Source organism: Mycetohabitans sp. B2 (assembly GCF_021733735.1).
GTDB lineage: Bacteria > Pseudomonadota > Gammaproteobacteria > Burkholderiales > Burkholderiaceae > Mycetohabitans > Mycetohabitans rhizoxinica.
Genome location: NZ_JAHKSP010000016.1, coordinates 172,542 through 199,513, shown reverse-complemented (window position 1 = coordinate 199,513; position 26,972 = coordinate 172,542). Strand labels below are relative to the sequence as shown.

General features: G+C 61.6%; 24 protein-coding genes. 15 read left to right on the top strand and 9 right to left on the bottom strand.

The window, feature by feature from the left end; all coding sequences use genetic code 11:
* The first annotated feature begins 788 nt into the window (after nt 1-788).
* A complete protein-coding gene (locus KPG66_RS03770) occupies nt 789-1,133 on the top strand; it encodes a hypothetical protein (protein ID WP_013434666.1) in 345 nt (114 codons plus the stop codon).
* A 1-nt stretch (nt 1,134) separates the two neighbouring features.
* Entirely contained in the window at nt 1,135-1,317 is a 183-nt protein-coding gene (locus tag KPG66_RS03765) for a hypothetical protein (RefSeq protein ID WP_041753211.1), read from the top strand.
* Nucleotides 1,318-1,358: 41 nt separating this feature from the next.
* Here the strand turns inward: KPG66_RS03765 and KPG66_RS03760 are convergent, their stop codons facing one another.
* Nucleotides 1,359-1,808, bottom strand: a complete 450-nt coding sequence (locus KPG66_RS03760) for a coiled-coil domain-containing protein (RefSeq protein WP_013434665.1) — start codon at nt 1,806-1,808, stop codon at nt 1,359-1,361.
* Nucleotides 1,809-2,016: 208 nt separating this feature from the next.
* On the opposite strand from KPG66_RS03760, the gene KPG66_RS03755 reads away from it, so the two are divergent.
* From KPG66_RS03755 to KPG66_RS03735, 6 genes are all read left to right on the top strand, one after another.
* Nucleotides 2,017-2,664: an AAA family ATPase gene (locus KPG66_RS03755; protein ID WP_237070038.1), complete on the top strand. Its 648-nt coding sequence runs from the start codon at nt 2,017-2,019 to the stop codon at nt 2,662-2,664.
* Nucleotides 2,665-2,677: 13 nt separating this feature from the next.
* Nucleotides 2,678-3,307: a hypothetical protein gene (locus KPG66_RS03750; protein WP_237070037.1), complete on the top strand. Its 630-nt coding sequence runs from the start codon at nt 2,678-2,680 to the stop codon at nt 3,305-3,307.
* 9 nt (nt 3,308-3,316) lie between these two features.
* The gene (locus KPG66_RS03745; protein ID WP_013434662.1) at nt 3,317-3,823 is read left to right on the top strand and encodes a siphovirus Gp157 family protein; all 507 of its coding nucleotides are present in this window, start codon (nt 3,317-3,319) and stop codon (nt 3,821-3,823) included.
* Between the two features lie 59 nt (nt 3,824-3,882).
* Nucleotides 3,883-4,014: a hypothetical protein gene (locus tag KPG66_RS17535; protein WP_269764290.1), complete on the top strand. Its 132-nt coding sequence runs from the start codon at nt 3,883-3,885 to the stop codon at nt 4,012-4,014.
* Nucleotides 4,015-4,250: 236 nt separating this feature from the next.
* The gene (locus KPG66_RS03740; RefSeq protein WP_013434661.1) at nt 4,251-4,469 is read left to right on the top strand and encodes a DUF4224 domain-containing protein; all 219 of its coding nucleotides are present in this window, start codon (nt 4,251-4,253) and stop codon (nt 4,467-4,469) included.
* Between the two features lie 125 nt (nt 4,470-4,594).
* Entirely contained in the window at nt 4,595-5,572 is a 978-nt protein-coding gene (locus KPG66_RS03735; protein WP_232509331.1) for a tyrosine-type recombinase/integrase, read from the top strand.
* A gap of 69 nt (nt 5,573-5,641) precedes the next feature.
* On the opposite strand, the gene KPG66_RS03730 is transcribed toward KPG66_RS03735, so the two are convergent.
* Nucleotides 5,642-7,147, bottom strand: coding sequence for an AMP nucleosidase (locus KPG66_RS03730; protein ID WP_237070036.1), 1,506 nt, complete (start codon nt 7,145-7,147; stop codon nt 5,642-5,644).
* A 292-nt stretch (nt 7,148-7,439) separates the two neighbouring features.
* Here KPG66_RS03730 and KPG66_RS03725 point away from each other — a divergent pair, with 292 nt between their 5' ends.
* The 3 genes from KPG66_RS03725 to KPG66_RS03715 all read left to right on the top strand — a co-directional run bounded on the left by KPG66_RS03725 (nt 7,440) and on the right by KPG66_RS03715 (nt 9,666).
* Complete coding sequence (locus KPG66_RS03725; RefSeq protein WP_049786444.1) at nt 7,440-7,796, top strand: hypothetical protein; 357 nt, start codon at nt 7,440-7,442, stop codon at nt 7,794-7,796.
* A gap of 96 nt (nt 7,797-7,892) precedes the next feature.
* Nucleotides 7,893-8,861: a homoserine kinase gene (locus KPG66_RS03720; protein WP_237070035.1), complete on the top strand. Its 969-nt coding sequence runs from the start codon at nt 7,893-7,895 to the stop codon at nt 8,859-8,861.
* A gap of 10 nt (nt 8,862-8,871) precedes the next feature.
* Nucleotides 8,872-9,666: a BPSS1780 family membrane protein gene (locus tag KPG66_RS03715; protein ID WP_041753209.1), complete on the top strand. Its 795-nt coding sequence runs from the start codon at nt 8,872-8,874 to the stop codon at nt 9,664-9,666.
* A gap of 163 nt (nt 9,667-9,829) precedes the next feature.
* On the opposite strand, the gene KPG66_RS03710 is transcribed toward KPG66_RS03715, so the two are convergent.
* Nucleotides 9,830-12,205: a UvrD-helicase domain-containing protein gene (locus tag KPG66_RS03710; protein WP_013434654.1), complete on the bottom strand. Its 2,376-nt coding sequence runs from the start codon at nt 12,203-12,205 to the stop codon at nt 9,830-9,832.
* Nucleotides 12,206-12,413: 208 nt separating this feature from the next.
* Here KPG66_RS03710 and KPG66_RS03705 point away from each other — a divergent pair, with 208 nt between their 5' ends.
* Nucleotides 12,414-15,275 carry a valine--tRNA ligase gene (locus KPG66_RS03705; RefSeq protein ID WP_013434653.1) on the top strand — a complete coding sequence of 954 codons (2,862 nt, stop codon included), beginning with the start codon at nt 12,414-12,416 and terminating at the stop codon, nt 15,273-15,275.
* Between the two features lie 106 nt (nt 15,276-15,381).
* Entirely contained in the window at nt 15,382-16,263 is an 882-nt protein-coding gene (gene galU / locus KPG66_RS03700; RefSeq protein WP_013434651.1) for a UTP--glucose-1-phosphate uridylyltransferase GalU, read from the top strand.
* 40 nt (nt 16,264-16,303) lie between these two features.
* Here galU and KPG66_RS03695 read toward each other — a convergent pair whose 3' ends face one another.
* The 4 genes from KPG66_RS03695 to KPG66_RS03680 all read right to left on the bottom strand — a co-directional run bounded on the left by KPG66_RS03695 (nt 16,304) and on the right by KPG66_RS03680 (nt 20,595).
* The gene (locus KPG66_RS03695; RefSeq protein ID WP_013434650.1) at nt 16,304-16,534 is read right to left on the bottom strand and encodes a sulfurtransferase TusA family protein; all 231 of its coding nucleotides are present in this window, start codon (nt 16,532-16,534) and stop codon (nt 16,304-16,306) included.
* 145 nt (nt 16,535-16,679) lie between these two features.
* Entirely contained in the window at nt 16,680-17,390 is a 711-nt protein-coding gene (locus KPG66_RS03690) for an ABC transporter ATP-binding protein (RefSeq protein WP_013434649.1), read from the bottom strand.
* Nucleotides 17,387-19,651 (bottom strand): branched-chain amino acid ABC transporter ATP-binding protein/permease, encoded by a 2,265-nt coding sequence (locus KPG66_RS03685; RefSeq protein ID WP_013434648.1) that lies wholly within the window; start codon nt 19,649-19,651, stop codon nt 17,387-17,389. Before KPG66_RS03685 ends, KPG66_RS03690 begins: the two co-directional genes overlap by 4 nt.
* Nucleotides 19,648-20,595 (bottom strand): branched-chain amino acid ABC transporter permease, encoded by a 948-nt coding sequence (locus KPG66_RS03680; RefSeq protein ID WP_237070034.1) that lies wholly within the window; start codon nt 20,593-20,595, stop codon nt 19,648-19,650. The genes KPG66_RS03685 and KPG66_RS03680 overlap by 4 nt, the downstream gene beginning before the upstream one ends.
* A gap of 28 nt (nt 20,596-20,623) precedes the next feature.
* Between KPG66_RS03680 and KPG66_RS03675 the strand changes: the two genes are divergently transcribed.
* Nucleotides 20,624-21,406 carry a LysR substrate-binding domain-containing protein gene (locus tag KPG66_RS03675; protein ID WP_442929407.1) on the top strand — a complete coding sequence of 261 codons (783 nt, stop codon included), beginning with the start codon at nt 20,624-20,626 and terminating at the stop codon, nt 21,404-21,406.
* A gap of 193 nt (nt 21,407-21,599) precedes the next feature.
* Here the strand turns inward: KPG66_RS03675 and alaS are convergent, their stop codons facing one another.
* Entirely contained in the window at nt 21,600-24,224 is a 2,625-nt protein-coding gene (gene alaS / locus KPG66_RS03670) for an alanine--tRNA ligase (RefSeq protein WP_237070033.1), read from the bottom strand.
* Between the two features lie 490 nt (nt 24,225-24,714).
* Here alaS and KPG66_RS03665 point away from each other — a divergent pair, with 490 nt between their 5' ends.
* On the top strand, nt 24,715-25,074 hold the full coding sequence (locus KPG66_RS03665) for a hypothetical protein (protein WP_157864335.1): 360 nt from the start codon (nt 24,715-24,717) through the stop codon (nt 25,072-25,074).
* A gap of 60 nt (nt 25,075-25,134) precedes the next feature.
* Here the strand turns inward: KPG66_RS03665 and ggt are convergent, their stop codons facing one another.
* Nucleotides 25,135-26,898, bottom strand: a complete 1,764-nt coding sequence (ggt, locus tag KPG66_RS03660; RefSeq protein WP_237070032.1) for a gamma-glutamyltransferase — start codon at nt 26,896-26,898, stop codon at nt 25,135-25,137.
* Nucleotides 26,899-26,972: the final 74 nt, after the last annotated feature.

Genomic DNA, 26,972 nt, shown 5'->3' with positions numbered 1-26,972 from the left:
CAAGCGAACAAGCCAACTGAAAGTCCGTGCGAGACATGCGAAGTACTGCGGCAACTGGAACACGTGAAGATGTGCCTTCGCGCCGCTATGCTAGCCGTCGATTCGGAAACAACCGAGCACCCACCACCAGAGAGGAGGCCATGAGGAGGCGCATCGCTCAATCCTTTGCTTGCAGGTGCCTAGATAGTTAGCCCTAGCCCACAAATGGCCCGCTGAGTGCGGGCTTTCTTGTATATAAATTTTAGCTCTTGGCAAAATTTTTCTTGCTATGAGTTTAGCATATTGCTATAGTTACTCAACAGCACAAGGTGCCCCGGTAGTTCTCCGGCGATCTTTAACAATCGAAGTCATGCATGTGCCTCCCAGAAGGGACTCGCCATGCCGGCCCTATCGCTTGGCCGAAACGTGACGCCAGAAGCCCCGCGCTAGGCCGAAGTATTGGCTACCGGAGAGCAGGAAGCGACAAAGGTCACGGAAGCGATACTCGACCGCCGGAGAAACCCGGAACTGCCAGCATCAGGAGTGGCCGCGGTGCCCGGCGGTTGTATTCAATCCAATGTTGAGTAAATGGCGTTGTGCGGCTTAGAAAACAGGCGCGCGACAAAGAAAGCATAGGTTCGTCTCCCAATACGTCAGAGTAGCGCCCGGCTACAGCGTCATTTACTGAACACAACAAGTACCTAAGCTTCAAGCCGAGCGATACAAAATTAGTAGTGCATACCGTATAGCGTTGATTAACCACTGTTCCTTCGATACGCAGCACTTATCAATAGGTAAAGGAGGCAGCTATGACCCTCTATGCAGATATAGACCAGCTTCGTGACTACCGCTACGCCCGCGAAAAGGCCGAAATGGACGAGCGCGCAGACGCCGAGACGGAGCGTGATGAACTCATCGCGTCCATCGCCAAAGAGAAGTTCGCAAGCAAGGTCAACAGGCTGACGTATGACGACATCGTGGGCGGGATGCATAGCGCGATGCAGTCGAAGCACGGCGAAGCGCTGCGCACCGCATGGCTGATGGGCGACGCTCAGTTTGGCGCGATGGTCAAAAGCATTGTGCTGGACACGATGCTCGAGGATGCAGAAACAGAAGCTATCTGCGATGTCAAAAATTTAGAAAGGACGCACTGAGATGAGCAAGATAACGATCAGCGCAGAAAGCAAGCACCCCGCTGGCCTAAACGATGCCAAGGACATCACCCCGCCGCTGTGGGATCGGATGCTCCTTCGGTCTGGAATGTCGGATAGCGCCGTCGCGCTCGCATGCTTTGCAATCACGCTAGGCGTATTGATTGTTGTGAATCTCGATAGGTAACAGCGTGCGCCTCATGCCGTTTGGGCAAAAAGGTTACTTCTTCAGAAAAACGATCTGATTAGGAGAGATGTCGTGCTAGCAACCGTCACACCGAGCATCCATTTGAGGAGCAACGCTTCGCCTTTGGCTTCCGCAAACCTCTTATCAAGGTCGCCCCTGACTTCCGCGAACCTTTTATCAAGCTCGCTCTTGACCTCCGCGAATCCCTTGTCCACCTTGGCATCCAAAACGGCCAAACGTCTATCCATCTCGGCAAAGCGCTTGTCTATCTTGGTTTCCAAGTCAGTCAAATGCCTGTCCATGTGGACATCCAGGCGGCTCTCAAGTTTTTCCAGCTCAGCGTGCAGGTCTGCTTTAGTCACAAGCTGGTTGAGGTTGGCTTCGAAGATATCCGCAAACACCTCGGCCTCCGCTTCAGCCTGTGCGGGTGGCACACCGGCCGTCTTGAGCCGGTTAGCAAATTTCAGTGTGTCAAAGGCGATGGCGGTCATGGCGAAATATCAGAAACAGAGCCAGATATCACGCAGCATAGCACAAATCTGTCCCCTTCCCCGCGGCGTTCGCAGATGCATCGGGGCATCCTGAATCCTGCCGCCCTTGACACGAGAAAGCACATGACCACTGATCACGGCCCCGACTACCGACAGCAACAGGAATTACAGGAATTTCTTCAATGGCACGAATCGCAAGGAGTCGAAAATGAGCATCGCAACGCTGATTCTCGGTCAGAGCGGAACCGGAAAGTCTACCGCCCTCTGCAAGATGGACCCAGCACACACCCTGTTGATTCAGACCATCCGTAAGCCGCTGCCTTTTCGCGCAGCAGGATGGACTTATCACACGAAGGACAAGGCGGGCAACATCTTCGTGTCGGATCAATCCCAAAAGATTATCACGGTCATGCAGCACACCAGGCGCAAGGTCATTGTGCTGGACGACTTCCAGTACATGCTCGCCAACGAATTCATGCGCCGCAGCGACGAACGTGGATTTGACAAGTTTACCGACATTGGCCGCCACGCATGGGACGTGCTTTGCGCTGCTGGCACGCTGCCCGATGACGTGCGCGTTTATGTGCTCAGCCACACCGAAGAAGATCAGTCAGGCACCACGAAGATCAAGACGATCGGAAAGATGTTAGACGAGAAGATCACGATCGAAGGGATGTTCACCATCGTGCTGCGCACCGACGTGACCGATGGCGAATACACCTTCACCACGCGTAACAACGGACGTGACACCGTTAAAAGTCCGATGGGATTGTTCGAATCGGACCGTATTCCGAATGACCTGTCGGCGGTCGATCACGCCATCACCGCCTTCTACGAACTGACCGAAACCACCTGAACGGAAACATATCATGTATGCACTCGATCCAAACGCAGCACGTCAAGCCGATGAACGCAGTGGACGCATCACTGACATTGGAAAGTATGTGGGGATATGCACCCGAGCAGAAGACGTGACGAGCGCCAAAGGCACCCGTGGCATCGACTTCACGTTCGAGACACCAGAACGCTTGAGCGCAAATTTCACGCTTTGGACCATGAAAGCACAAGGCGAACCACTGTTCGGCTTCAAGCAGTTACAAGCGCTGATGGCATGCCTGCGTATCAAGAGCATCACGCCCTCTCACGCCATCGTAAAGAAGTGGGACCGGGAAACGAACAGCGTTCAGGATTTTGACGCCGAGGTGTTCAAGGATCTTATGAACAAGCAGGTAGGCATTTTGTTTGAAACCGAGGACTATTTAAAAAAGGACGGAAGCATCGGAACCAAAGTCGTGCCCGCCGCCTTTTTTGAAGCCTCGAGCGGATTGATGGCTGGAGAAATCCTCGACAAAAAGGTTGATTCGACACAACTCTCAAAGATGATTTTGGCGCTTCGCCATCGTCCGTTGAAGCGCGTGGCAGGACAAGCCTCCCAGCCAGGCGACCCTATACCTGGCGCTGACAGCTCGTTGGACACGGATGGCGACATCCCCTTTTAAGGAGTTGACGTGAGTGACCTGACCTTATACCAAATTGCCAATGAGTATCGACATGCGGCCGATAGATTAGTGGAACTTGATCTCGATGAGCAAACCGTAGCAGACACGCTTGAATCAATCAGCGGGGAATTCATTACTAAAGCTCAAAACATTGCGTTCTTGATTCGCAACCTTGAAACGTCGGCCGAACAGATTCAAGTTGCAATTGAAGAAATGCAGATGCGCGCGCAAAAATACGCAAATCGTGCAGAGCGAATCAGAGCATATCTGCTGCAAAACATGCTGATGAGCGGCGTGCAAAAGCTTGAATGTCCGTACCTTAAGCTTACCGTGCGTGAGAATCCTGCCAAGGTCGTCATCGATGACGAACGCCAAGTTCCAATGGCGTACATGACAGACCCGCCACCTCCACAACCAAAGCCAGACAAAAAGTTGATCGCACAGGCAATCAAAGACGGGAGCGGCGTGCCGGGCTGTCGGCTCGAACACAGCCAACGCCTCGAAATCAAGCCTTAACGCGGATGTCTCATGCTTGGGTGAGACATCCGCCCGTTTGCCCAAGGAGAATCGGCACCATGAACAACCCGAACGGTGAAGGTATGACCATTGTCAAGAAATTCGAACTTATCGATGATCGATTTATTGTGTTCGGCAGTGCGCGGGTGTGCGAGGACGTACACGTGTCCGGCAACGCGAGGATGAAGTGACGGACCTCGCGGCACTTACGGGCGGGCAACCAGTACGTGCGCCCGTTCTTTTGAACAAAGCAATGACAACTCATGCCAATGCGCGGGAATGCGGAATGACACGCAGTGCGGTAGATGGCGCAATGGCATGCATCGCTCTATGCAATGCGCACGCAGCATTCCAGGATGACACCTGGAACAACACCTGTCCCTGCTGGAGATGGAGAGTGATCTAGAGGCATTGGCTCAAAGGCATTATGGACTCACTGACCCTTACCGAACAAGAAATCATTGAAGCGACCGGCTACCGTCAGCCGTGCCGGCAACTTACCGCGCTACAGAAAGCGGGTATCCCGGCCGATCGGCGCCCCGATGGCAGTGTGCGCGTTTGGCGCCACCATATAACCGGCATCGCACAGCCAAGCAAGCAACGCAAGCGTCCGCAATTGACATCCGATATGGGAGCTATAGTGTGATTGGGCGTCGCAAAATTCCATCTCATTTGCCCGCTCGCGTGTACGAGAAGCATGGCACATGGTGGTTCGTGGATATCAAACGAAAGTGGCACAAACTATGTCGTACCACCGAAGGGATCGCATGCTTGTACGAGAAACTGGCTAAATATACGCGCGCATCGGACAGTTCGCGGTCAGCAGCCAATACGATGCCTGCTCTAATCGACGATTGGGTGCAAAAGAAGCTTCCTGACTATGCCCCAAAGACACGCTCAAATTATGCCAAGATGCTTAGTCTGATTCGCCAGGAATTTGGCCCGCAATGGCTAATTGAGGACGTGCGCCCCGCAGATGTCGCGCGCTTTCTCGACAAGCACTTTCACGACAAGCCGAACAGCAGCAACAAGTACAAAGCGTTGTTGTCGTTGATCTTCATGCACGCCATTCGGAAAGGATTACGCGATCGAAACCCAGCCCGAGAAATTGGCGCAGCCAAAGAAAAAAAGCGCGATCGGTACATTACAGACGCTGAACTGGAAGCAATCAGAGCCGCCATTGTCGAGTCAGGGAAGAACCTGCATTCCTCTTCTCGTTCCATTCTTTGCTTGATTGATCTGGCTTACCAAACCGCCCAGCGGATTGGCGACTTGCTTGCGCTCAACTGGCAAGATGTCACTGACGAAGGGATCTATTTTCATCCCAGCAAAACGGTCAATAGTAGTGGCGTGCGATTACTCATCGAAATGACACCCGAGTTGAAGGACACGCTCGATCTAGCACGTGGTGGAAAGGTTACGGCCATTGGACCAGTCATCTGCACACACAAGGGCAGTCGCTTCACCTATATTGGGGCTTATTCTGGCTGGAAACGCGGTTGTCAACGCGCGAGGAAAGCTTACGAGGACGGCTGCAATGAAAAAGGGATCGCACCCGATCCGAAATATCTGATTGGACTGCATTTCCACGATCTGCGGGCCAAGGCATTAACCGACCTGAAACGCCTGAAAGGTGCCGCAACAGCCCAGGCGCTGGCCGGCCACACGACCGAAGGAATGACGGCACACTACACAAAAGCTCGGGAGGTCGAACGTGTTTCACCCGTGCCGATCAAGCGTGCAAGTTAGACAACCCTAGACAAGTTAGACAAAATAAAGCTGGCGGGGGGCGCCAGTCCCCCGCCCCATAAGGCTGGACTACTGAAATGCCACCTCAGCAAAGCTGCGCAGCTTGCGGCTGTGCAGCTGGTCCAGTCCGTTGGTGCGCAGCAGCTCCATCGCCTTTACGCCGATCTGCAGGTGCTGGTCCACCTGCGCACGATAGAACCGATCCGCCATGCCTGGCAACTTCAGCTCGCCGTGCAGCGGCTTGTCAGACACGCACAGCAACGTGCCATACGGCACGCGGAAGCGAAAGCCATTCGCCGCGATCGTCGCGCTCTCCATGTCGAGCGCGACTGCCCGGCTCTGCGACAGCCGCAGCACCGGTTCGTGATGATCGCGCAGTTCCCAGTTGCGATTATCCGTGGTGGCGACCGTGCCGGTGCGCATCACGCGCTTAAGCTCGGCGCCCTCGAGCCGCGTGACCTGTGCGACAGCTCGCTCCAGTGCCACCTGCACCTCGGCCAACGCGGGCACTGGTACCCACAGCGGCAAGTCGTCGTCGAGCACGTGGTCCTCGCGCACATAGCCATGCGCGAGTACGTAGTCCCCAAGCCGCTGCGTATTGCGCAAGCCGGCGCAGTGCCCGAGCATGATCCACGCGTGCGGGCGCAGCACCGCGACGTGATCAGTGATCGTCTTCGCATTAGACGGCCCCACGCCGATATTAATCATCGTAATGCCGCTGCCGTCGGCGCGCTTCAAGTGGTACGCAGGCATCTGCGGCATGCGCGCCACCGGCAGCCCCTGTTCCGGCTGCTCCCCCAGGTTCGCGTTGTATGTGATCACGTCGCCGGGCTCGACAAACGCGACGTATTCGCTGCGATACGCGCGCTCACGCGCATCGTCGGCACGCGCCATTAATGAACGGCCAAGCTTGACGAACTGGTCGATGTAGAACTGGTAATTCGTATACAGCACGTAATTCTGAAAGTGAGCCGGCGACGTCGCCGTATAGTGACGCAGCCGGTGCAACGAAAAGTCCACTCGCGCCGCTGTGAATAGGGCCAGCGGGTGCGGTTCGCCAGGCGGCGTCTCGTACGTGCCGTTAACAATACGGTCATCCAACAGCGACAAATCCGGCGTATCGAAGATGTCGCGCATCTGCCGCAGGCGGTCCACGTCTAGCTCGCCCTCCAAGTAGATGCCTTCCGCAAACGCAAAGTGGATCGGTATGGGCTGCCGCGACACCCCGATCTCGATCGACGCCTTATGGTTCTTCACGAGCAGTCTCAGTTGTTCGCGATAGTAGTCGGCAAATAAGTCTGGCCGGGTTACTGTGGTTTCATAGACGCCGGGGCCCGCGACGAAGCCATACGAGTGGCGTGAATCGATATGCGTATTGACGTCCGTGCGGATCCGCACGAACGGATAACAGGCGCGGATACGTGCCTCGATGCGCTCACCACGCCGATACCGTTCGAATGCATCGCGCAGCGACGCACTGCTGGCAGCATAAATGGCGGACAGCCGCTCGACGGCCGCGGCGGGATCGTCGAAGGCTTCGGTGCAAAACGTAGCAGACGCGTTGATCATATTCATTATTCGATTTCCTCGGAGCAGACGTGACGGCCTGGGTGCAGGAGCGCAGCGGGCCCGTGCCGACCGGAGCCAATCCACATTATCACGAAACATGGCAGCGATGCGGGGCACAAAAAAACCGCGGCGACAGCGTCACGCTGGCGTCTATGACGCACGCTGGTTTGATAAAATTGCCTTACCGTCTCGGAGAACTGTCATGAAGCCGTTCCACATTGCGCTTGGCGCACCCCCTCGCGGCGCAGCCCGGTTCGCGACCGTACTGGTGCCGGCTACCTTGGCGCTGGCCGCCACAATGGTCGCTGCGGCAAGCGCACCACAACCGGACGCGGCGGCGACGCCGGCCACCGCCGCGTCGCAGGATGCAAACGAGGCCGTCGGCTTGCCGAATCTGACAGAAATCAACCGGCCTGCCGGCGTCGCGCATTCGACAGTGCAATTGAACGCGCCCCGCACGCCGAGCTTCTACGAAAAGAGTCCGAACGGCACATCGATCACCGAATATCGCGATCGTGGCAAGCCGGTCGAAATCCAGGTCCATTCGAATTTCGGCACGCGCTATCAGATGAGCGCCTCGCCGGATGTCTCGCCGCAAGTGCATGAGAGCGGCAAGCCTTCTACGCGGCTGCCGTCCTTGCAACTCAAGTACTGACCGACTCGGCGGCCGGCAATCGATACCAGCCGCACGCGGCCCCCCTGCCGCCTCACGCTAGCGGCGGCAACCTTCAACCTGTCCAATGACGTCTGCATGGCCGTTTTCACCGCCGTCCCCGAAGCCCAGCTCGCCGCCTGGGTTCAGCACTACGCAATAGGCGAGATCATCGATTTCCGCGGCATTACGTCTGGAATCGAAAACAGCAATTTTTTCTTGACGACAACCACTGGCGAGTACGTGCTGACGATCTTCGAAAAGCTCGCCGCGCACGAGTTGCCGTTCTACCTGGAATTGATGCGGCATCTAGCAGCGCATCACGTGCCGGTGCCCGACCCGATGCGCCGCGACGACGGCGCGTTGTTCGGCATGCTGATGGATAAGCCCGCCGCGATCGTGACGCGGCTGGACGGCTCGCCGCGGCTGGCGCCGCAGGTCACACACTGCACCGAAGTCGGACACATGCTGGCGCGGATGCATGTTGCCGGACGCGATTTTCCGATGCACCAGCCGAATTTGCGCGGCCTGTCCTGGTGGCGAGACAATATCCCGGCGGTGTTGCCCTACGTGACCGATGCGCAGCACCGATTGCTGGTCAGCGAATTGGCGTATCATCAGGCGTTCTTCGCGTCGTCCGGCTACGCGGCGCTGCCCGGCGGGCCATGCCACTGCGATCTGTTCCGCGATAACGTGCTGTTCGCGTCGTGCGACGGACGTGACACGCTCGGCGGCTTCTTCGACTTCTATTTCGCCGGCTGCGACAAGTGGCTGTTCGATGTCGCCGTGACTGTCAACGACTGGTGCATCGACCTGGACACCGGTCGCCTGGATGATGCGCGGACACAGGCATTGCTGCGCGCGTACCAGACCGTACGGCCGTTCACGCCGACCGAGACACAGCATTGGCGCGACATGCTGCGTGCCGGTGCGTTGCGCTTCTGGCTATCCCGGCTCTATGACTTTTACTTGCCACGCGACGCTCACCTGCTCAAGCCGCACGACCCCGCTCATTTCGAGCGTGTGTTGCGCGAGCGTATCGGCGCAGACGCGTTACCGTGGGTTTGACCACTCTCCTATGCGACTAATCGAGGCACCCACAAAATCCGGCTATGTCTGGTTCCGCCAAGGCATCTGGCTATTCCGCAAGAACCCGCTGAGCTTCCTGGCGATCTTCTTCACCTATTTGTTCTCGATGATGCTCGTCGCGCATGTGCCGGTAGTCGGCTCCGCGCTGTGGCTAATGCTCGCGCCAGGTTTGTCCGTCGGGTTCATGAGCGCGTGCCGCGACGTGATCGCCGGCAAGCACGTGTTACCGCTCGCGCTGTTTACCGGCTTTCGCGCGCATGGCGGCGCCGTCGCGCGGCAGCTGTTGCAACTCGGGCTAATCTACCTGGTGCTGGTCACCGCGAGCCTGTTCCTGACGTCACTGATCGACGGCGGTTCGCTGCTGAAAACCGTCGTCAGCGAGGCAAAGCCGGATGACGACGTCGCCTCCAGCGGCATGTTCCTTTCCAGTATCGCGCTCGGCTTCGTATTTTACGTGCCCACAATGATGCTGTTTTGGTTCGCGCCGCTGCTGACCGCCTGGCATCGCGTGCCGCCCGTCAAGGCGATGTTCTTCAGCTTCGTGGCCTGCTGGCGCAACCGCGGCGCGTTCCTCGTCTACCTGGCCACGTGGCTTGCGGTCCTGATGGGTGTGTCGCTGGTGCTCGGTTTCGTGCTGAGCGCGTTCGGCCTGACAAGCGGCGCGTTGACCGCGCTGTTGCCCGTCAGCGTAATCCTGTGGACAATGATCTATTGCTCGTTCTACGCAACCTATCGCGGCTGTTTCGGCGTCGAGCAGCCCACTGGTCCGCCGCCGACCGAGTAAGCCGTCGCGACGCTCACGGGAGCGCCGCCGCGTGCGTGCCACGGCCCTGCGCGTCCACCGCTGCCGGTCCGTCACCACCACCGCTGCCAGTCTGTCGCTCTCACCGCTGCCGGCCCATCGCCTTCACCGCTGCCAGCCCGTCGCCCTCACCGCTATCCGTTCGTCATACCGACTGCAGTTTCGCGACCGCGAGCGCAAGCCATTTGGTGCCGTGCCGCTTGAAGGCGACCTGCGCCTTCGCGTCCGTGCCGCCCCCCTCCAGCGCGGTGATCGTACCCTCGCCGAATTTCGCGTGAAACACGGGTTGGCCGATCCGGAAGCCGCTTTGCGCGGCGCGCTGCTGGTCCGCGAACGCCGGCGCCGGTGCACCGTCGTCAAAGCGCGCATTGCCATACGGCGCGTCGTCGCGCCGGCCGCCGCGGCCGAACCAATCGCGGCCCCATCCAGCGTTGTCGCCGAAACCGGCACGCTGACCCCAGCGTGAGCCGGGCTCTAACTTGGGGGTGAGCCACTTCAACACCCCAGCCGGTAATTCGTCGAAAAAACGCGAGCGCACGTTGTAACGCGTCTGGCCGTGCAGCATCCGGCTTTGGGCGAACGACAGATAGAGCCGCTCCTTGGCGCGCGTGATTGCAACGTACATCAGGCGCCGCTCTTCCTCGAGCCCATCCTGTTCCGTCACGCTGTTCTCATGCGGGAACAAGCCTTCCTCGAGTCCGGTGATGAACACGGCGGCAAACTCGAGCCCCTTGGCGGCATGCACCGTCATCAATTGCACCGCGTGCTCACCGGCCTGCGCCTGATTGTCGCCCGCCTCGAGCGACGCATGCGACAGGAAGCCGGCAAGCGGCGTCATCTGGTCGGGATTCTGCGCCGGTGCGTCAATGCGCGGCGCATCCAGCACGGCCTGCTCCCCGTCATCGTCCGGCCCCCGCAGCGCGGCAGCGCGGCTTGCACCCGGCGCCAGCGGAATCGAGCGCGCCGGCGTATCGAGGCCATAGCCCTCCTCGGATACGAATGCGCTGGCCGCGTTGACCAGCTCCTGCAAGTTCTCGATGCGCTCCTGGCCTTCACGGTCGTTGGCATAGAATTGCTCCAGCCCGCTGAGCCGGATCACCGCCTCGACCGTCTCCGGCAAGCTCATCGCACGGGTCTCGCCACGCATCCGCTCAATCAGAGCAAGAAACCCGCCCAGCGCCTGGCCGGCCTTGCCGGTCACATAGGGAATCGCCTGTGCCATTGAGCAGTTGTACAGCCGCGCGGCATCGGCCAGTTGCTCAAGCGAGCGTGCGCCAATGCCACGGGCCGGAAAATTGACCACCCGCGCAAATGCGGTGTCATCGCTCGGATTGTCGATCAGCCGCAGGTACGCAAGCGCATGCTTGACTTCCTGGCGCTCGAAAAAGCGCAGCCCGCCGTAGACTCGGTACGCGATCCCCGCATTGACCAGCGTGTGCTCGACCACGCGCGACTGCGCGTTGCTGCGATAAAGTACCGCGATCTCGTCGCGCGACAGGCCCGTGTCGATCAGGGCGCGGATTTCCTCGACGATCCAGCCGGCCTCCTGCGAATCGGTCGTCGCCTCATAGACCCGCACCGGCTCGCCGTGGCCGGCATCGGTACGCAGGTTCTTGCCAAGCCGTTTTGAATTATGCGCAATCAGCGCATTAGCGGCATCGAGAATATTGCCGTGCGAACGATAGTTCTGCTCGAGCTTGATCAGATGCCGGACGTTGAACTCGCGCTCGAAATCGAGCATGTTGCCCACGTTGGCGCCGCGGAATGCGTAAATCGACTGGTCATCGTCGCCGACCGCGAATATCGCATTGTGCCCGCCGGCCAGCAGCTTCAGCCACGCGTACTGTAGCTTGTTGGTGTCCTGGAACTCGTCGACCAGGATATGCCGGAAACGGGCCTGGTAATGCGCCCGCAGCGTCGGATTGCGTTGCAGCAGTTCATGGCAGCGCAGCAGCAATTCCGCAAAGTCGACGACCCCCTCGCGCTGGCATTGTTGCTCGTAGGCGGCATACAGCTCGACGCACTTGCGATTGAAATTATCGCTCGCATCGACCTGCTCGGGCCTCAACCCTTGCTCCTTCGCGTTGTTGATGAAGTACTGTAGGCTCTTTGGCGGATATTTCTCGTCGTCGATGTTCAGACCCTTCATCAGCCGCTTGATCGCCGACAACTGGTCTGCTGTGTCCAGAATCTGGAAGGCCTGCGGCAACCCGGCATCGCGGTAATGGGCGCGCAGCATGCGGTTGCACAATCCGTGGAACGTGCCGATCCACATGCCGCGCGTATTGATCGGCAGCATCGCGTCCAAACGGATCAGCATCTCGCGCGCCGCCTTGTTTGTGAAGGTGACGGCCAGGATGCCAGCGGGGCTCGCCTCGCCGCGCGAGATCAACCATGCAATGCGGGTAATTAGCACGCGCGTCTTGCCGCTGCCCGCGCCGGCAAGAATCAGGGCCGGTTCATTTGGCAGCGTCACCGCTGCATATTGTTCGGGATTCAGGTTGGCAAGCAAATCGGACATGAGCGGCCTTGGTCACAACAAGCTTGCCATTATACGGCCGTGATCGGTCCAGCAGGCGGGGAATGCACCCAGTATGCGCCGTCCCACGGCGGCAGGTGCCGCGCCGCGCGGCGGCGCAACCGGCGCCCGTGCATCGCCAGCTCCCTTATAATTTACTGTAACGATCTATTCGACCGCATTTTCACCGTCTTTCCGGCAGATTTCGACAATGAGCGACAGCAATACCACGCTTGCAAAAAGTTTTGAGCCTTCGACGATCGAGGCGTATTGGGGCCCAGAATGGGAAAAGCGTGGCTACGCGAAGGCAACCCTAGACCCGCAGCGACCCGACTTCGCGATTCAGCTGCCACCGCCGAACGTGACCGGCACGCTGCACATGGGCCACGCGTTTAACCAGACTATCATGGATGGCTTGGCACGCTACCACCGGATGCGCGGCGAGAACACGTTGTGGGTGCCCGGCACGGACCACGCGGGCATTGCCACGCAAATCGTCGTGGAACGCCAACTCGACGCGCAAAAGCAATCACGGCACGAGCTGGGGCGGGAGCGCTTCATCGAGCGCGTCTGGCAATGGAAACAGGAATCGGGCTCCACGATCACGCGGCAGATCCGGCGGCTCGGCGCATCGACCGACTGGTCACGCGAGTATTTCACGATGGATGAGCGCATGTCCCGCGTCGTCACCGACGTGTTCGTGCGCCTCTACCAGCAAGGGCTGATCTACCGCGGCAAACGGCTCGTGAACTGGGATCCGAAGCTAAGGACCGCGGTGTCGGACCTGGAGGTGGTCAGCGAGGAGGAGGACGGCAAGCTGTGGCACATCCGCTATCCGCTCACTGACGGCTCCGGCCACCTAACCGTGGCGACCACACGGCCCGAGACGATGCTCGGTGACGTCGCGGTCATGGTCCATCCGCAGGACGAGCGTTACGCGGCGCTGGTCGGCAAGACCGTCACGCTGCCGCTGGTCGGACGCGAGATCCCGGTGATCGCCGATGACTATGTGGAACGCGAGTTCGGCACCGGTGTGGTCAAGGTCACGCCAGCACACGATTTCAACGACTACCAGGTCGGGCAACGCCATGGACTGCCGCAGATCGTCGTGCTCACGCTCGATGCGAAGATTAACGACAACGCACCGGCCGCCTACCGCGGGCTGGATCGCTTTGACGCGCGCGAGCGCATCGTCGCAGACCTGGACGCGCTCGGCCTACTCGAGTCGGTCAAGCCGCACCGGCTGGTCGTGCCGCGTGGTGATCGCACGCAATCAATCATCGAGCCGATGCTCACCGATCAGTGGTTCGTCGCGATGAGCCAGCCGGCGCCCGAAGGCACACTGCATCCGGGCAAGTCGATCGCGCAAACCTCGCTGGACGTGGTGCGCCGCGGCCAAATCAAGTTCGTGCCGGAAAACTGGACCACCACGTACTACCAGTGGCTGGAGAACATTCAGGACTGGTGCATCTCGCGCCAACTCTGGTGGGGCCACCAGATTCCCGCCTGGTATGCGGATGATGGGCAGGTGTTCGTCGCACACAGCGAAGCCGATGCCCTAGCACAGGCCCGTGCTCAGGGCTATAACGGCGCGCTCAAGCGCGACGAGGACGTGCTCGACACGTGGTTCTCGTCCGCGCTCGTGCCGTTCTCCTCGCTTGGATGGCCCCAATCGACGCCGGAACTCGAGCACTTCCTACCCTCGTCGGTGCTGGTAACGGGCTTCGACATCATCTTCTTCTGGGTCGCCCGAATGGTGATGATGACCACCCATTTCACCGGCAAGGTGCCGTTCCACACCGTGTATGTGCACGGCCTGGTGCGCGACGCTGAAGGCCAGAAGATGTCCAAGAGCCGCGGCAACACGCTCGATCCGATCGACATCGTTGACGGCATCGACCTAGAGACGCTCGTCGCCAAGCGCGTAACCGGGTTGATGAATCCGAAGCAGGCGGCATCGATCGAGCAAAAGACGCGCAAAGCGTTCCCGGACGGGATTCCTGCCTACGGCACCGACGCGCTGCGCTTCACGATGGCATCGATGGCCACGCTCGGGCGCAACGTGAGCTTCGATCTGGCGCGCTGCGAAGGCTATCGCAACTTCTGCAATAAATTGTGGAACGCCACGCGCTTCGTGCTAATGAATTGCGAGGGGCATGATTGCGGTATCGCGCCGTGCCAAGGCGATTGCGGGCCGCACGGCACGCTCGATTTTTCGCCCGCCGACCGGTGGCTCGTATCGCTGTTGCAACGGGTCGAGGCCGATGTCGAGAAGGGCTTTGCCGACTACCGCTTCGACAACATTGCAAACGCGATCTACAAGTTCGTCTGGGATGAGTATTGCGACTGGTACGTCGAATTGGCCAAAGTCCAGTTGCAGACCGGCACGCCGGCGCAGCAGCGCGGCACGCGGCGTACGCTGCTCAGGGTGCTCGAGACAATCCTGCGGCTCGCGCATCCGCTGATGCCGTTCATTACCGAGGCGTTGTGGCAGAAAGTCGCGCCGCTGGCGGGCCGGTACCCGGCCGGGACCGCGGCCGGCGACGCCTCCGTGATGATGCAGCCCTATCCACGCAGCACACCATCGAAGATCGACGAGCAGGCGGAACAGTGGGTTACCGAACTGAAGGCAGTAGTCGATGCATGTCGTAATTTACGCGGTGAGATGAACCTGTCGCCCGCCACCCGCGTACCGCTGGTGGCGGCCGGCGATGCCACGCGCCTGCGCGAATTCGCACCCTATGCCCAAGCGCTCGCGCGGTTGTCGCAAGTCCAGGTGCTCGCAGACGAAGCCGCGCTCGACCAGCAGGCGCATGGCGCGCCTGTCGCCCTTGTCGGCTCGAGCAAGCTGGTACTGAAGGTCGAGATCGACGTTGCCGCCGAACGTGAGCGACTGACCCGCGAAATCAGCCGCATCGGCGACGAACTGGCCAAATGCAATACGAAGCTGCAAAACGAGCGTTTTGTGGCTCGCGCACCGGCCGCCGTCGTTGACCAGGAGCGCAAAAGATTGGCAGATTTTGAGTCGAGGTTGGCAAAACTGACCACCCAACTCGAGCGGCTTCCGGCATAAAGTGCAGGGTTATCTGCTATGACAGGGCGATATTTTTTGTCGCGCTGTTCATTTTCCCAATATCGGGCTAACGTAGTACAACCGGAAACGAACAAGGTAATCGAAGATGCTCAAAGTTACTAAGGCAGTGTTTCCCGTGGCAGGTCTTGGCACGCGGTTCCTCCCAGCCACCAAGGCGAGCCCGAAAGAAATGCTTCCAGTGGTCGACAAGCCGCTGATTCAGTATGCGGTTGAGGAAGCGATTGCCGCAGGTATCACCGAAATGATTTTCGTGACAGGCCGCAGCAAGCGCGCGATTGAGGATCACTTTGACAAGTCGTATGAGATCGAAGCGGAACTCGAGGCTCGCGGCAAGGACAAGTTGCTCGAGCTAGTGCGCGGAATCAAGCCCAGCCACGTTGACTGCTTCTACGTTCGCCAGCCCGAGGCGCTCGGGCTCGGGCATGCGGTGCTGTGCGCAGAAAAACTCGTCGGCGATAACCCGTTCGCGGTCATCCTCGCCGACGATCTGCTGTACGGTCGCCCGCCCGTGATGAAGCAAATGATCGACGTATTCGATCACTACCACAGCTCGGTGATCGGCATCGAGGAAGTGCCGCACGAGGAAACGAAGTCGTACGGCATCGTCGACGGCAAGGAATGGGAAGACAACATCGTCAAGATGTCAGGCATCGTCGAGAAGCCAGCCCCGGAGGTCGCGCCATCCAATTTTGGCGTGGTCGGCCGCTATGTGCTCAAGCCGCGCATCTTCAGTCACTTGCGTGCACTGAAGCCAGGCGCGGGCGGTGAATTGCAATTGACCGATGCGATCCAGTCGCTGCTCGGCGACGAGCAGGTGCTCGCGTACAAGTACCACGGCACGCGCTTCGACTGCGGCAGCAAGCTCGGCTACCTAAAGGCAACAATCGAGTTCGCGCTGCAGCACCCGGAGGTTCGCGACGAGTTCGCCGAATACCTACGCACCCGCTCGCCGGTACTCGAAGGCTAACGCCGCGGCACGGCGCCGCAGCTTGCGGCGCGTTTGCTACTCAGCGCCGACGCATCAGGAACACGAATGTCCTGTCAGCGCCCGTGCTGGTTTCCACTAGCTCGTTGCCGGTCTGCTTTGCAAACGCGGCGAAATCTCGCTGCGAGCCGGGATCCGTCGCCAGCACTTTCAGGATCTGGCCACTCTGCATGTCGGCCAGCGCTTTCTTCGCACGCAAGATCGGCAAGGGGCAGTTCAGCCCCCGCGCGTCAACTTCCTTGTGAACTTCCATCGAATCCCTACCGTTAGCTCAAACGCGATGCGAGCCGCACCGCCTACGAATTGTAGCGGGAAACGACGCTGGCAGCCTGCATTGCCGGCGTGCTGACCAGACTATAACTTGATCATGCCATGTCGCCGCTGCGGCTCGCGCAGCGCTACACCGACAGCCATTGCCGGGCAATCGCCGGCTTCGCCTCGAACTCGCTACGCGCACCGGTGAAGACGATCTCACCCAAGCCCGACGGACCGCGTCCCATCACGTAGACGCGTCGCGCCAGCTCCAACGCCATTGCGGCACGCTGCTCGATCAGCACAATCGCCGTGCCGCGCGCAGCCAGCGTTGACAGTGCAACGCCAAGCTCATCGACAACACGCGGCGCGAGGCCCTCAGTCGGCTCGTCAATGATCAATACACGGGGCTGCGCGGCCCACGCCCGGGCAATGGCCAACATCTGCTGTTCCCCACCGGAGAGCACGCCCGCCTTCACGTCGGCACGGACACGCAAGCGGGGAAACAACTCGTACAGCGGCTCGAGCACCGCCGGACCCCGTGCGCGGCGCGGCAGACCGAGCAGCAAGTTCTGCGCGACGCTCAATGTCGGGAACACATCGCGGGTCTCGGCGACATAACCGACACCGGCGCGGGCAATGTCCACGGTGCGCAACGTGCCGATCTGCATGCCATCGAGCTCGATCGAGCCGCGCCGCTCAACCAGACCGACAATGGCCTTGGCCAGCGTCGAGCGGCCCACGCCATTGCGGCCAAACAGGGCGACGATCTCGCCGCCGTCCACGTGCATCGATACGTGCTGGATGACCCGCACGCCCTGGTATCCGGCCTCCAGGTGGCGCACGTCAAGTCTCATAGCGCACGCGCGGGGCCCAAGTAAGCATCGCGCACGTCCGGATTGGCGCGGATCTGCGCCGGCGTACCGGTGGCGATGACCACGCCATCAACCAGCACCGAAATCCGGTCTGCGAGATCGAACACGACGCCCATGTCGTGCTCGATCAGCAGGAGCGTGCGCCCCGCCGCCATCGCGCGGATCAATGCAAGCGCCTCGATGGCCTCTGCCCGGCTCATGCCGGCGGTCGGCTCGTCCAGCAACAGCAGTCGCGCACCACTAGCCGTGGCCATGGCCAACTCAAGCGCGCGTTGTTGGGCGTAGCTCAGTTGCGCGGCGCGGGCGCTGGCTTCGTCGCCGAGGCCCACCACCTGTAGCCAGTCGAGTGCGCGCTCACGCAGACCGCGCCACGCGGCAGGTTGTAGCCAGCGATAAAGCGGCGCGCCGCGCGGGCAAAGCATCGCACAGCACACGTTATCCAGTACCGACAACTGCGTGAACAAGTTGGGTGTCTGCAAGCCCCGCGCGACCCCAAGGCGAGCGATCCGATGTGCCGCCAACCGCCGGATCGGCCTGGCATCGAGCCGCACGGTGCCCCGATCGACCTGTGTGACGCCACTGAGCACGTTGAATACCGTGGATTTGCCTGCCCCATTCGGGCCGATCAATGCGTGAATCTCGCCGGCTCGCACGTGCAAATGCACGCCGCGCAGCACGGATGTCGCGCGGTAACTGACATGGACGTCGTCCAGCGTCACATCAAGCGCCAGACCACTCGGCGCGTGTCTCGGCCGTACCCTCGGCGCAGGATCAATGGGTTTCGCTTGTTCCGCCGTACCGGCTGCTCGTGCCGGCACGTTGGCGGCGGCGCCTGCGACGATGACTGACGCGGTGGCTTTGGCTACGGCTGGTCTCGTGGCTGCCGTAGCAGCATAGGTCGAAACCATGGCCGCCGTAGAAGCGTGGGTCGAAGCCATGGCTGCCGCAGCAGCATGGGTCGAACGCAAGCTCGTAGCAACCCGGCGCGGCGAACGCAGCGTCGTGCCACGCAGCGCGAACGCCGACACCGCCATCCATACCGCCCCGGCCACCGCGATGCCCCACCCGTTGGCGGCATGCAAGCCCGGACTGATATCTGCGCCGGTATCGCCAAATCGCCATGCATAAACTGACTGAATTACAGCGATACCGCCGGCCAGCATGCCGAGCACTGCCAGCGCACGTCCCATGCGTCTTCCGCTGAACCGTGGTAGCGCGCATCGCGCACGCCGGCTGCCCGCCAGCGATGGCGACACCCGGCGATGCAACCATGCACCGATCAGCCCGCCGGGCGCGAGCACCACGACGAGCAAGAAAAAAAGGCCGACGTACATCGGCCACGCGCGGGTGATCGACGCCAAGCCGTTCGCGATCGACACATAAACCACGGCGCCCAGGATAGGACCGGCGAACGTGCCAGTGCCGCCAATCACCACGGCGATCAACGCGGTCGCGCATGTTGCAACGCTCGCATTGTCCGCGGTGGCGATCTCAAAGGTCACCACCGATAGTGCGCCGGCGACGCCGGCAAAGAATGCGGCAATGACCGTCATCGCCCACCTCACGCGCGACGGATCCACGCCGACGAATGCCGCCCGTCGCGGATTGTCGCGCACCGCATTGGCCACGTGCACGAGCGGCGTGCGTAATAACCAGGCGATCAGCATGCATGAGGCCAGTGCGACCACGACCACCAGGCCATAGGCCGCGCGCGTCGCACCGAAATCGATACCGAGCCAGCCCGGGACGGCGCCGCGGTCGATCATCACGCCACCCACGCCGCCAAACCATTCCGGCACGGTGCTCGCGGCAGTCGCGACCAGTTCGCCGAGCCCCAGCGTCACCATCGCGAAGGTCACGCCACCCCGGCGCGCACTGAGCCACCCGGCCGGGACGGCAACAAGCGCCGCACCTGCGCCGCCGACCACCGGCAGCCACGGCGCGGACAATGCCCACGCGTTGGCCACGCGCGCCGCCGCCAATGCGCCGATGCCGTAATACATGGCATGGCCAAACGACAGCAGGCCGGTTTGACCGAGCAACAAATCGTACGACAGCGCGAACACAATCAGCACGGCCGCCTGAGACGCGAGCGCCAGCGCCGCGCCGCTCGGCTCGCCGTGCGCCAGCGGCAGCAGCGGTAGCGCGGCGAGCACGGTTGTCAATATCAGCCCGCCCCACGGCAGCCGCCGCACGTCGCGGTCGATCCGCATGCCACGCGGGGCCTGGCGATGCACCATCATGTGTCCAGCTCCACATGGCCACGCACCAGCCCGCCCGGACGCAACGCCAACATGATGATTAGCAACACAAAGGGCGTTACTGGCGCGAGTTGTGCCAACGTGATGCGGCCCCATGCGCCGGTCTCGTCCACCGTCGGCAACACCCAATGGAGCAGCGCGCCAAGCCGTATGTCGAGTCCGACAAGCAGCGTCTGCACGATGCCAAACAACAGCGATGCGGCGAATGCGCCAGCCAACGAACCCATTCCCCCCGCCACGACGATTGCGAACACGACCGAACCCAGCGTTTCGGCCATCGACGTATCCGTGACGAATGCCACGCCGCCAAGCACGCCAGCCACCGCGGCAAGCGCCGCGCCGCACGCGAACACCTGGGTATGCACACGAGCGACATCATGGCCCAGTGCCTGCACGGCGTGCGGGTGCGTGCGCGCGGCCGCGATCACCAGGCCAAGGCGAGAATACCGCAGTAGCAGCGCACAGAGGCCAAGCACGCCAGCGGAGATCGCCATCATAAAGGCACGAAGACGGGAGAATGCCACGCCATGCCAATTCACCAGTGCGCCATCGAGCCACTGCGGCACGACGGCGGGCAACGGCGAGCGGCCCCATCCTAGTTGCACGAACTCGGCAATTAGATAAGCCAGGCCGAAGGTCGCCAGCAACTGGGCAAGCGGCCCCTGACGGTGCACACGGCGCAGCACGCCAAGCTCGAAAGCGGCGGCCAGGCCGGCCACCGCGGCCGGCGCGAGGATCAACGCGGCGGCAAAGCCACCGTAGCGCGCGCTCGTGTAGCCGATGTAGGCACCGAGCATGTAGAAACTCGCATGCGCAAAGTTCATCACGCCCATCAAGCTGAACACGAGTGTCAACCCGGCACACAACAGGAACAACAGCAACCCATAGCTCAGGCCATTGAGCAACACGGCAACGAACGATTGCATCGTCAAATCCGCGAGCATTCGACGTATCGTGTCCGCCGCCCCGCTATCGAACCAGCGGCTCGAGTACCGTGCGCAACGGGTTGGTCAATCAGTTCGGCGCGGCAGCGCGGACAATACCGGTAGTCGCTGCCCAACACGCCTGCGAGGGTCGATCCCATCATCGTTTGAAATGCGCGAAAGAGCCGCCTATTGTATCGGCTTTGAGACTCCCCCTGGCCGCGCCGTGCATCGTCTGCCGCACGCCGACGATGCGACGGGCCGGCGAGCATGTGGCCAGTGGCCAGACGTGACGCTGGAACTCGCAACCGGCACCACCGGATGCCTGATCAACCGTTTGCGGGAGTTCGATATCGATGTCGCGCTGATCGCCACACCGGTGGATGGCGTGTCCCACCTCACCGACACGTTCGAACTCACGCCCGTGTATCGCGAGGAACTTGTGCTGATCGCCGCGCGCGACCACCCGCCGATCCGCCAGCCGCGGGACGTGCGCGTTGCCACGCTGATTGCATTCGAGTCAGGCTGCGCGTATCGTGCGTATGCCGAACGCTGGTACGCGCACGACGCGCTGCGGCCTCGCCGCGCGCTCGAGCTCGGCTCGTATCATGCGATCGTGGCCTGTGTCGCCGCCGGGGCCGGCATCGCCGTAACGCCCCGCTCAGTGCTCGAACTGCAACGAGCGGGCGGGCGTGAAATAGGTATATCAATGCACCCGTTGCCTGACATCGGCATGATCGGACACGCTGCTCGCATGGCGGTGCGGGTACACGTCATCCGCAGCCCGGGCGCTGCGGCAGATTCTGCTGGCTGACCTTGCCGTAGCCGTCGCGCCGCCCCACGCCGCGACGGCTACGACGACTGCGACGGTGGCGCCATCGCGGCCGCCGCAGTCCCGTCGGCGGCCGCCGCCCGCCGCCCCAACTGTGTCCACGGGCCACGCTGCGTGAGGGCCACCGGACCGTCGCCGCGACACGCGGTAACCTGCAGTGATACCCGCGGCGTGCTTACAACTGCGCCTGGATCCATTCCTTGACGCCGGAGAGCGCCGCCGGCAGCTTCGACGGATCGGTGCCGCCCGCCTGCGCCATATCCGGCCGGCCGCCGCCCTTGCCGCCGACCTGCTGCGCAACGAAGTTGACCAGCTCGCCGGCCTTGACCTTTTTGCTCGCGTCGGTCGTCACGCCGGCGATCAGGCTGACCTTGCCACCGTCGACGCTCGCCAGCACGATCGCTGCATGTTTAAGCTTGTCCTTCAGCTTGTCCACCGTTTCACGCAGCGTCTTCACATCGGCGCCTTCGAGCTGGGCCGCCAACACATGCACGCCCGCCACGTCGACCGCCTGGCTCACCAGCTCGTCGCCCTGGCTCGACGCGATCTTCGATTTAAGCTGCGCCAGTTCCTTCTCCAGCGCCCTGAACTGATCCTGCACCTGCGCGATGCGCGGGGCAAGCTCCGCCGGCTGGACCTTCAATGCCGCGGCAGCCCCCGCGAGCGTCGACTCCAGGTCCTGCACATAGCGCACTGCATTGTCGCCGGTGATCGCCTCGACACGACGGATGCCGGCCGCCACCCCCCCTTCGAACACGATCTTGAACAAACCGATGTCGCCGGTGCGCTGCACGTGCGTGCCGCCGCACAGCTCGCGCGAAAACCCCAGGTCGAGCACGCGGACCTCGTCGCCGTACTTTTCGCCGAATAGCGCCATCGCGCCCGACTTGACCGCGTCGTCGAATGGCATCACTCGCGCGAGGCCCGGCGTATTGGCCAGCACCTCGGCGTTGACAATCGCCTCGACGCGACGAATCTCGTCATCGCTGAGCGGCGCATGATGCGAGAAATCGAAACGGGTCTTGTCCGGATCGACCAGCGAGCCCTTTTGCTGCACATGCGGGCCCAGCACCTCGCGCAGCGCCTTGTGCATCAGGTGCGTCGCCGAGTGATTGCGCGCAGTGCGTGCGCGCCGCTCGGCATCGACGCGGGCGCTAACGACATCGCCGACCTTCAGCTCGCCCTGCTCGAGGGTACCGTGGTGGCCGACCACGTCGGCCTGCACCTTCAACGTGTCAAACACCGCAAAGCGCACCGTGGCATTGCCGATCGTGCCCTGGTCGCCGACCTGACCGCCCGACTCCGCATAGAAAGGCGTCTGGTCAAGCACGACCACGCCCTGCTGGCCCGCCCGCAGCGATGGCACCGCCGTGCCATCGACATACACCGCGACGACCTTGGCATCGTCGAACACGTGCTTGTCGTAGCCGTGAAATGTCGTCTTGCTGCCCGTGTAGTCGAGCGTCTGGACCATGCGGAACTTGCCGGCCGCACGCGCCTGCTCGCGCTGGCGCGCCATCGCTTCGTCGAACGCCACCTCATCGACGCCGATGCCCCGCTCACGGCACACGTCCGCTGTTAGGTCCAGCGGGAAGCCGTACGTATCGTGCAGCTTGAACGCAAGCTCACCGTCGAGCACTTTTGCGCCGCGCGCCGTCAGCTCGGACAGCGCGGCGTCCAGAATCGACATCCCATGCTCGATCGTCTCGAAGAAACGTTCCTCTTCCTGGCGCAGCACGTCGGTCACGCGCTGCTGCGCCACCTTCAGCTCAGGATACGCGGCCCCCATCTCGCCAACCAAATCCTCGACTAGCCGATGAAAGAATGGGCTCTTGCGGCCAAGCTTGTAGCCGTGGCGAATCGCGCGGCGCACGATGCGGCGCAGCACGTAGCCGCGCCCCTCATTGCCCGGAATCACGCCGTCAACGATCAAGAAGCCGCACGCGCGGATATGGTCGGCGATCACCTTCAGCGAGTTGTGCGCAAGATCCAACACGCCGGTTTCGCGAGCCGCCGCGGCAATCAACCGTTGGAATAGATCAATCTCGTAGTTGCTGTGCACGTGCTGCAGCACCGCGGCGAGCCGCTCCAGGCCCATGCCGGTATCGACGCACTGCTTGGGCAACGGCGTCAGGTTGCCTTGCGCATCGCGGTTGAATTGCATGAACACGAGATTCCAGATCTCGATGAAGCGTTCGCCCTCCTCATCGGCCGATCCGGGCGGCCCACCCCACACCTGCGGGCCATGATCATAAAAAATCTCCGAGCACGGGCCACAGGGACCGGTATCGGCCATTTGCCAGAAATTGTCCGATGCATAGCGGGCGCCCTTGTTGTCGCCGATGCGGATGATCCGCTCGAGCGGCACGCCAATTTCGTTGGCCCAGATGTCGTACGCCTCGTCGTCCTCGTGGTAGACGGTCACGGTCAGCTTCTCAGGCGGCAGCTGGTAGACGCGCGTGAGTAGCTCCCACGCATAGTGGATCGCGTCGCGCTTAAAATAGTCGCCGAACGAGAAGTTGCCCAGCATCTCGAAGAACGTATGGTGCCGAGCGGTATAACCGACGTTCTCCAGATCATTGTGCTTGCCGCCGGCCCGCACGCTGCGCTGCGCGGTTGTGGCCCGCGAGTACGGCCGCGTGTCGGCGCCCAGAAACACGTCCTTGAATTGCACCATGCCGGAGTTGGTGAACAGCAGCGTCGGATCGTTGGTGGGCACGAGGCTCGACGAGCGAACGATCGTATGGCCCTTCGATTCAAAGAACCTCAGGAACTTCTCGCGGATTTCAGCGGCTTTCATAGCGTGCTTCGAGTGGTCTGTCGCTGGCGCGCCAGCGCATCGGGTGAATCCGGACACGGACGCGTCCGTTTAAACGATTGATTATACGGGATGTACGCACCGGCCCACCCCCGTATAATTGCTGCAACCGCCGCACTTGCAAGAAGACATGTTCGGTTGATGGGAGCCCTGACTCACCTGCGCGTCCTGGAGCTGACGCGCGTGCTCGCCGGCCCCTGATGCGCACGCGTCGCGATCGCCGCTCTGATGACTAACATGGATTCGAGCGCCACCATGCCGCTGGCCGAATGGCTCGGCTACAACACGGCCACGCTCGCCGCATTACGCGAGCAACGGGTCATCTGACATGAAGCGTGCGCCCAACACATGGTTCAAGCCGTGGCCCGACCTGCGGCACAACCTGCCGTTGTTCAGCGCGCTGGGCCTGGCCGCGACGCTCGCGCTGCAGTAGGGCAGGCATCCATACGCAATCGATACGCTTGCATTGCCGGTGTCGCTCCTCTACCTCGCCTTTGCCGCGATGGTGCTCGCCTGCACGCTCCAGTGCTGCGGCGCGCTCGTACTCGCTTTCGTGCCGGACGGCGCCGCGCGGCGGCTCGACGCCGTGCTGCATCACCTGGAGCGCCGCGTGTCGGCATGTTCGTCGAGCGCCGACTCGCTGTTGTTCGGCTTCACGCTTGGGCTGGCACTGCTGCACGATACTCTCGGCGCGCTGCAGTCGTCGAGCTGCGCCGTGCTTGCGATCGCGCTCGCCGAGATAGGCGCGAAAGCCACGCACCGCCGTCGCGAGGGCTTTGCCACGCTCTATCCGCTGACGTTGTTGATCGTGCTCAACTGTAGTTTGTGTTAGCGCCCGCGCCCCGCTCATACTGAGCGTCGCGCAAGCGCGACGCCGCATCGAACAGCCGCCCTACCGGATCACCCTCGCGACGCCGCGCTTGCGCGGGTCCGTCACCGGCTCAGGTGTATCGCCGTTGATCTTTACGAGTTGGACGTCGCCGTTGAACGCCTGCCCTTCCAGCGTATAGCCAAGCGTCTGGAGCTGCTGCGCAAGCTCGCCCTCGATCGGCCGGTACGGCTCCCAGAAAATCGTGTTGGGCGGCAGCAACTGATGATGAAAGCGCATCGCGGCAATGGCCTCGTTGGCCGGCATCTTGAAGTCGTACAGGTCGGTGATGACCTGAAACACGGACGTGAAGATGCGCGAGCCGCCTGGCGTGCCGACCACCAGCGCGAGCTTGCCGTTGCGCGTAAGGATCGTCGGCGTCATCGACGACAGCGGCCGCTTGCCGGGCTCAATCGCATTGGCATCGCTGCCGACCACCCCGTACAGGTTCGGCACACCGGGCTTGGACGAGAAGTCGTCCATCTCGTTGTTTAACAGGAAGCCCGCACCTTCGACGACCACCCCGGAGCCAAAATAGCCGTTGATCGTATAGGTATTCGACACGGCGTTGCCCCACTTATCGACTACCGAGTAGTGCGTAGTCTCGGCGCGTTCATTCGCCGTGACACGGCTCACGCGCTGTGCAGTGACCATGCCCAGGCCTGGCTGCACGCTGCGGGTGTCCGACGGCGCCTTCGGGTTGACCTCGGCCGCCCGCTTGGCCAGATACGGCTCGTCGATCAACTGCGCGACCGGCACCTTGTAGTAATCTGGATCACCCAGGTATTGCGCGCGGTCGGCAAACACGCGCTTCTCAATCTCCGCGACCAGGTGGATGTACTGCGGCGAGTTCAGTGGCACGTCGGCGAAGCGGCTTCGCAGGTTCTCCTTCATCTTCAGCAACTGGATCAACCCGATGCCGCCCGAGCTCGGCGGCGGCGCGGTGATGACCTGATAGCCGTGCCAGTTCGCGATGATCGGCTGGCGCCACACGGCTCGGTACTGCTGCAGGTCATGCCGGGTGATCCACTTGCTGCCGCGCGTCTGCGCGGCGATCAACTCGGCGATCCTGCCGGTATAGAATTCGCGACCGCCGTGATCAGCAATGCGTTGCAGCGTCTGAGCCAGCTCCGGTTGCTTGAACGTAGTACCGGCCTTCAACGCACCGAAATAGCGGCTGAAATTGGTCTTGCCCTCATAGTGCTTTTCCTCCGCTTCGCGCACCTGCTGCAGTTGCGGCTCGACTTCGAAGCCTTGGCGCGCGTACTGGATTGCCGGTGTCAGCACCTGCTTCCATGTCAAGCGTCCAAAGCGGCGATGCACCTGCCACATGCCGTCAACGGTGCCCGGCACCCCGGCGGCCTTCTCGCCGACCAGGCTCATACCGCTGACCACCTTGCCCTTGCCATCCAGATACATGGTGCGCGACGCGGCGGCCGGCGCGCGCTCGCGGTAGTCGACGAAGTACGGCTTGCCTTCCACGTACAGCGTCATGAAGCCGCCCCCGCCAAGATTGCCCGCCTCCGGATACGTGACTGCCAGCGTGAACGCGATGGCCACCGCCGCGTCGATCGCGTTGCCGCCCTCGTTGAAGATCTGCTGGGCGGCATCGGCGCTGTACTTGTCAGCCACCGCGATGGCCGACGCGGTCAGCACCGGGGTTTGGACCGGCGCCCTCGCAAAGGCCGCTTCGTTGCCGACGAAGGACAACGGCAACGACAGTGCAACCGCATTGGCCACGATGCTTAACATGGCGCGCGACCACCGACAGGTGTCGTCCAAACTCATGATGTCTCCTTAATTTATTTAATATATTAAATAATATTGCGTTACCGACCGGCGCGGCGCAACACGTTAGAAAG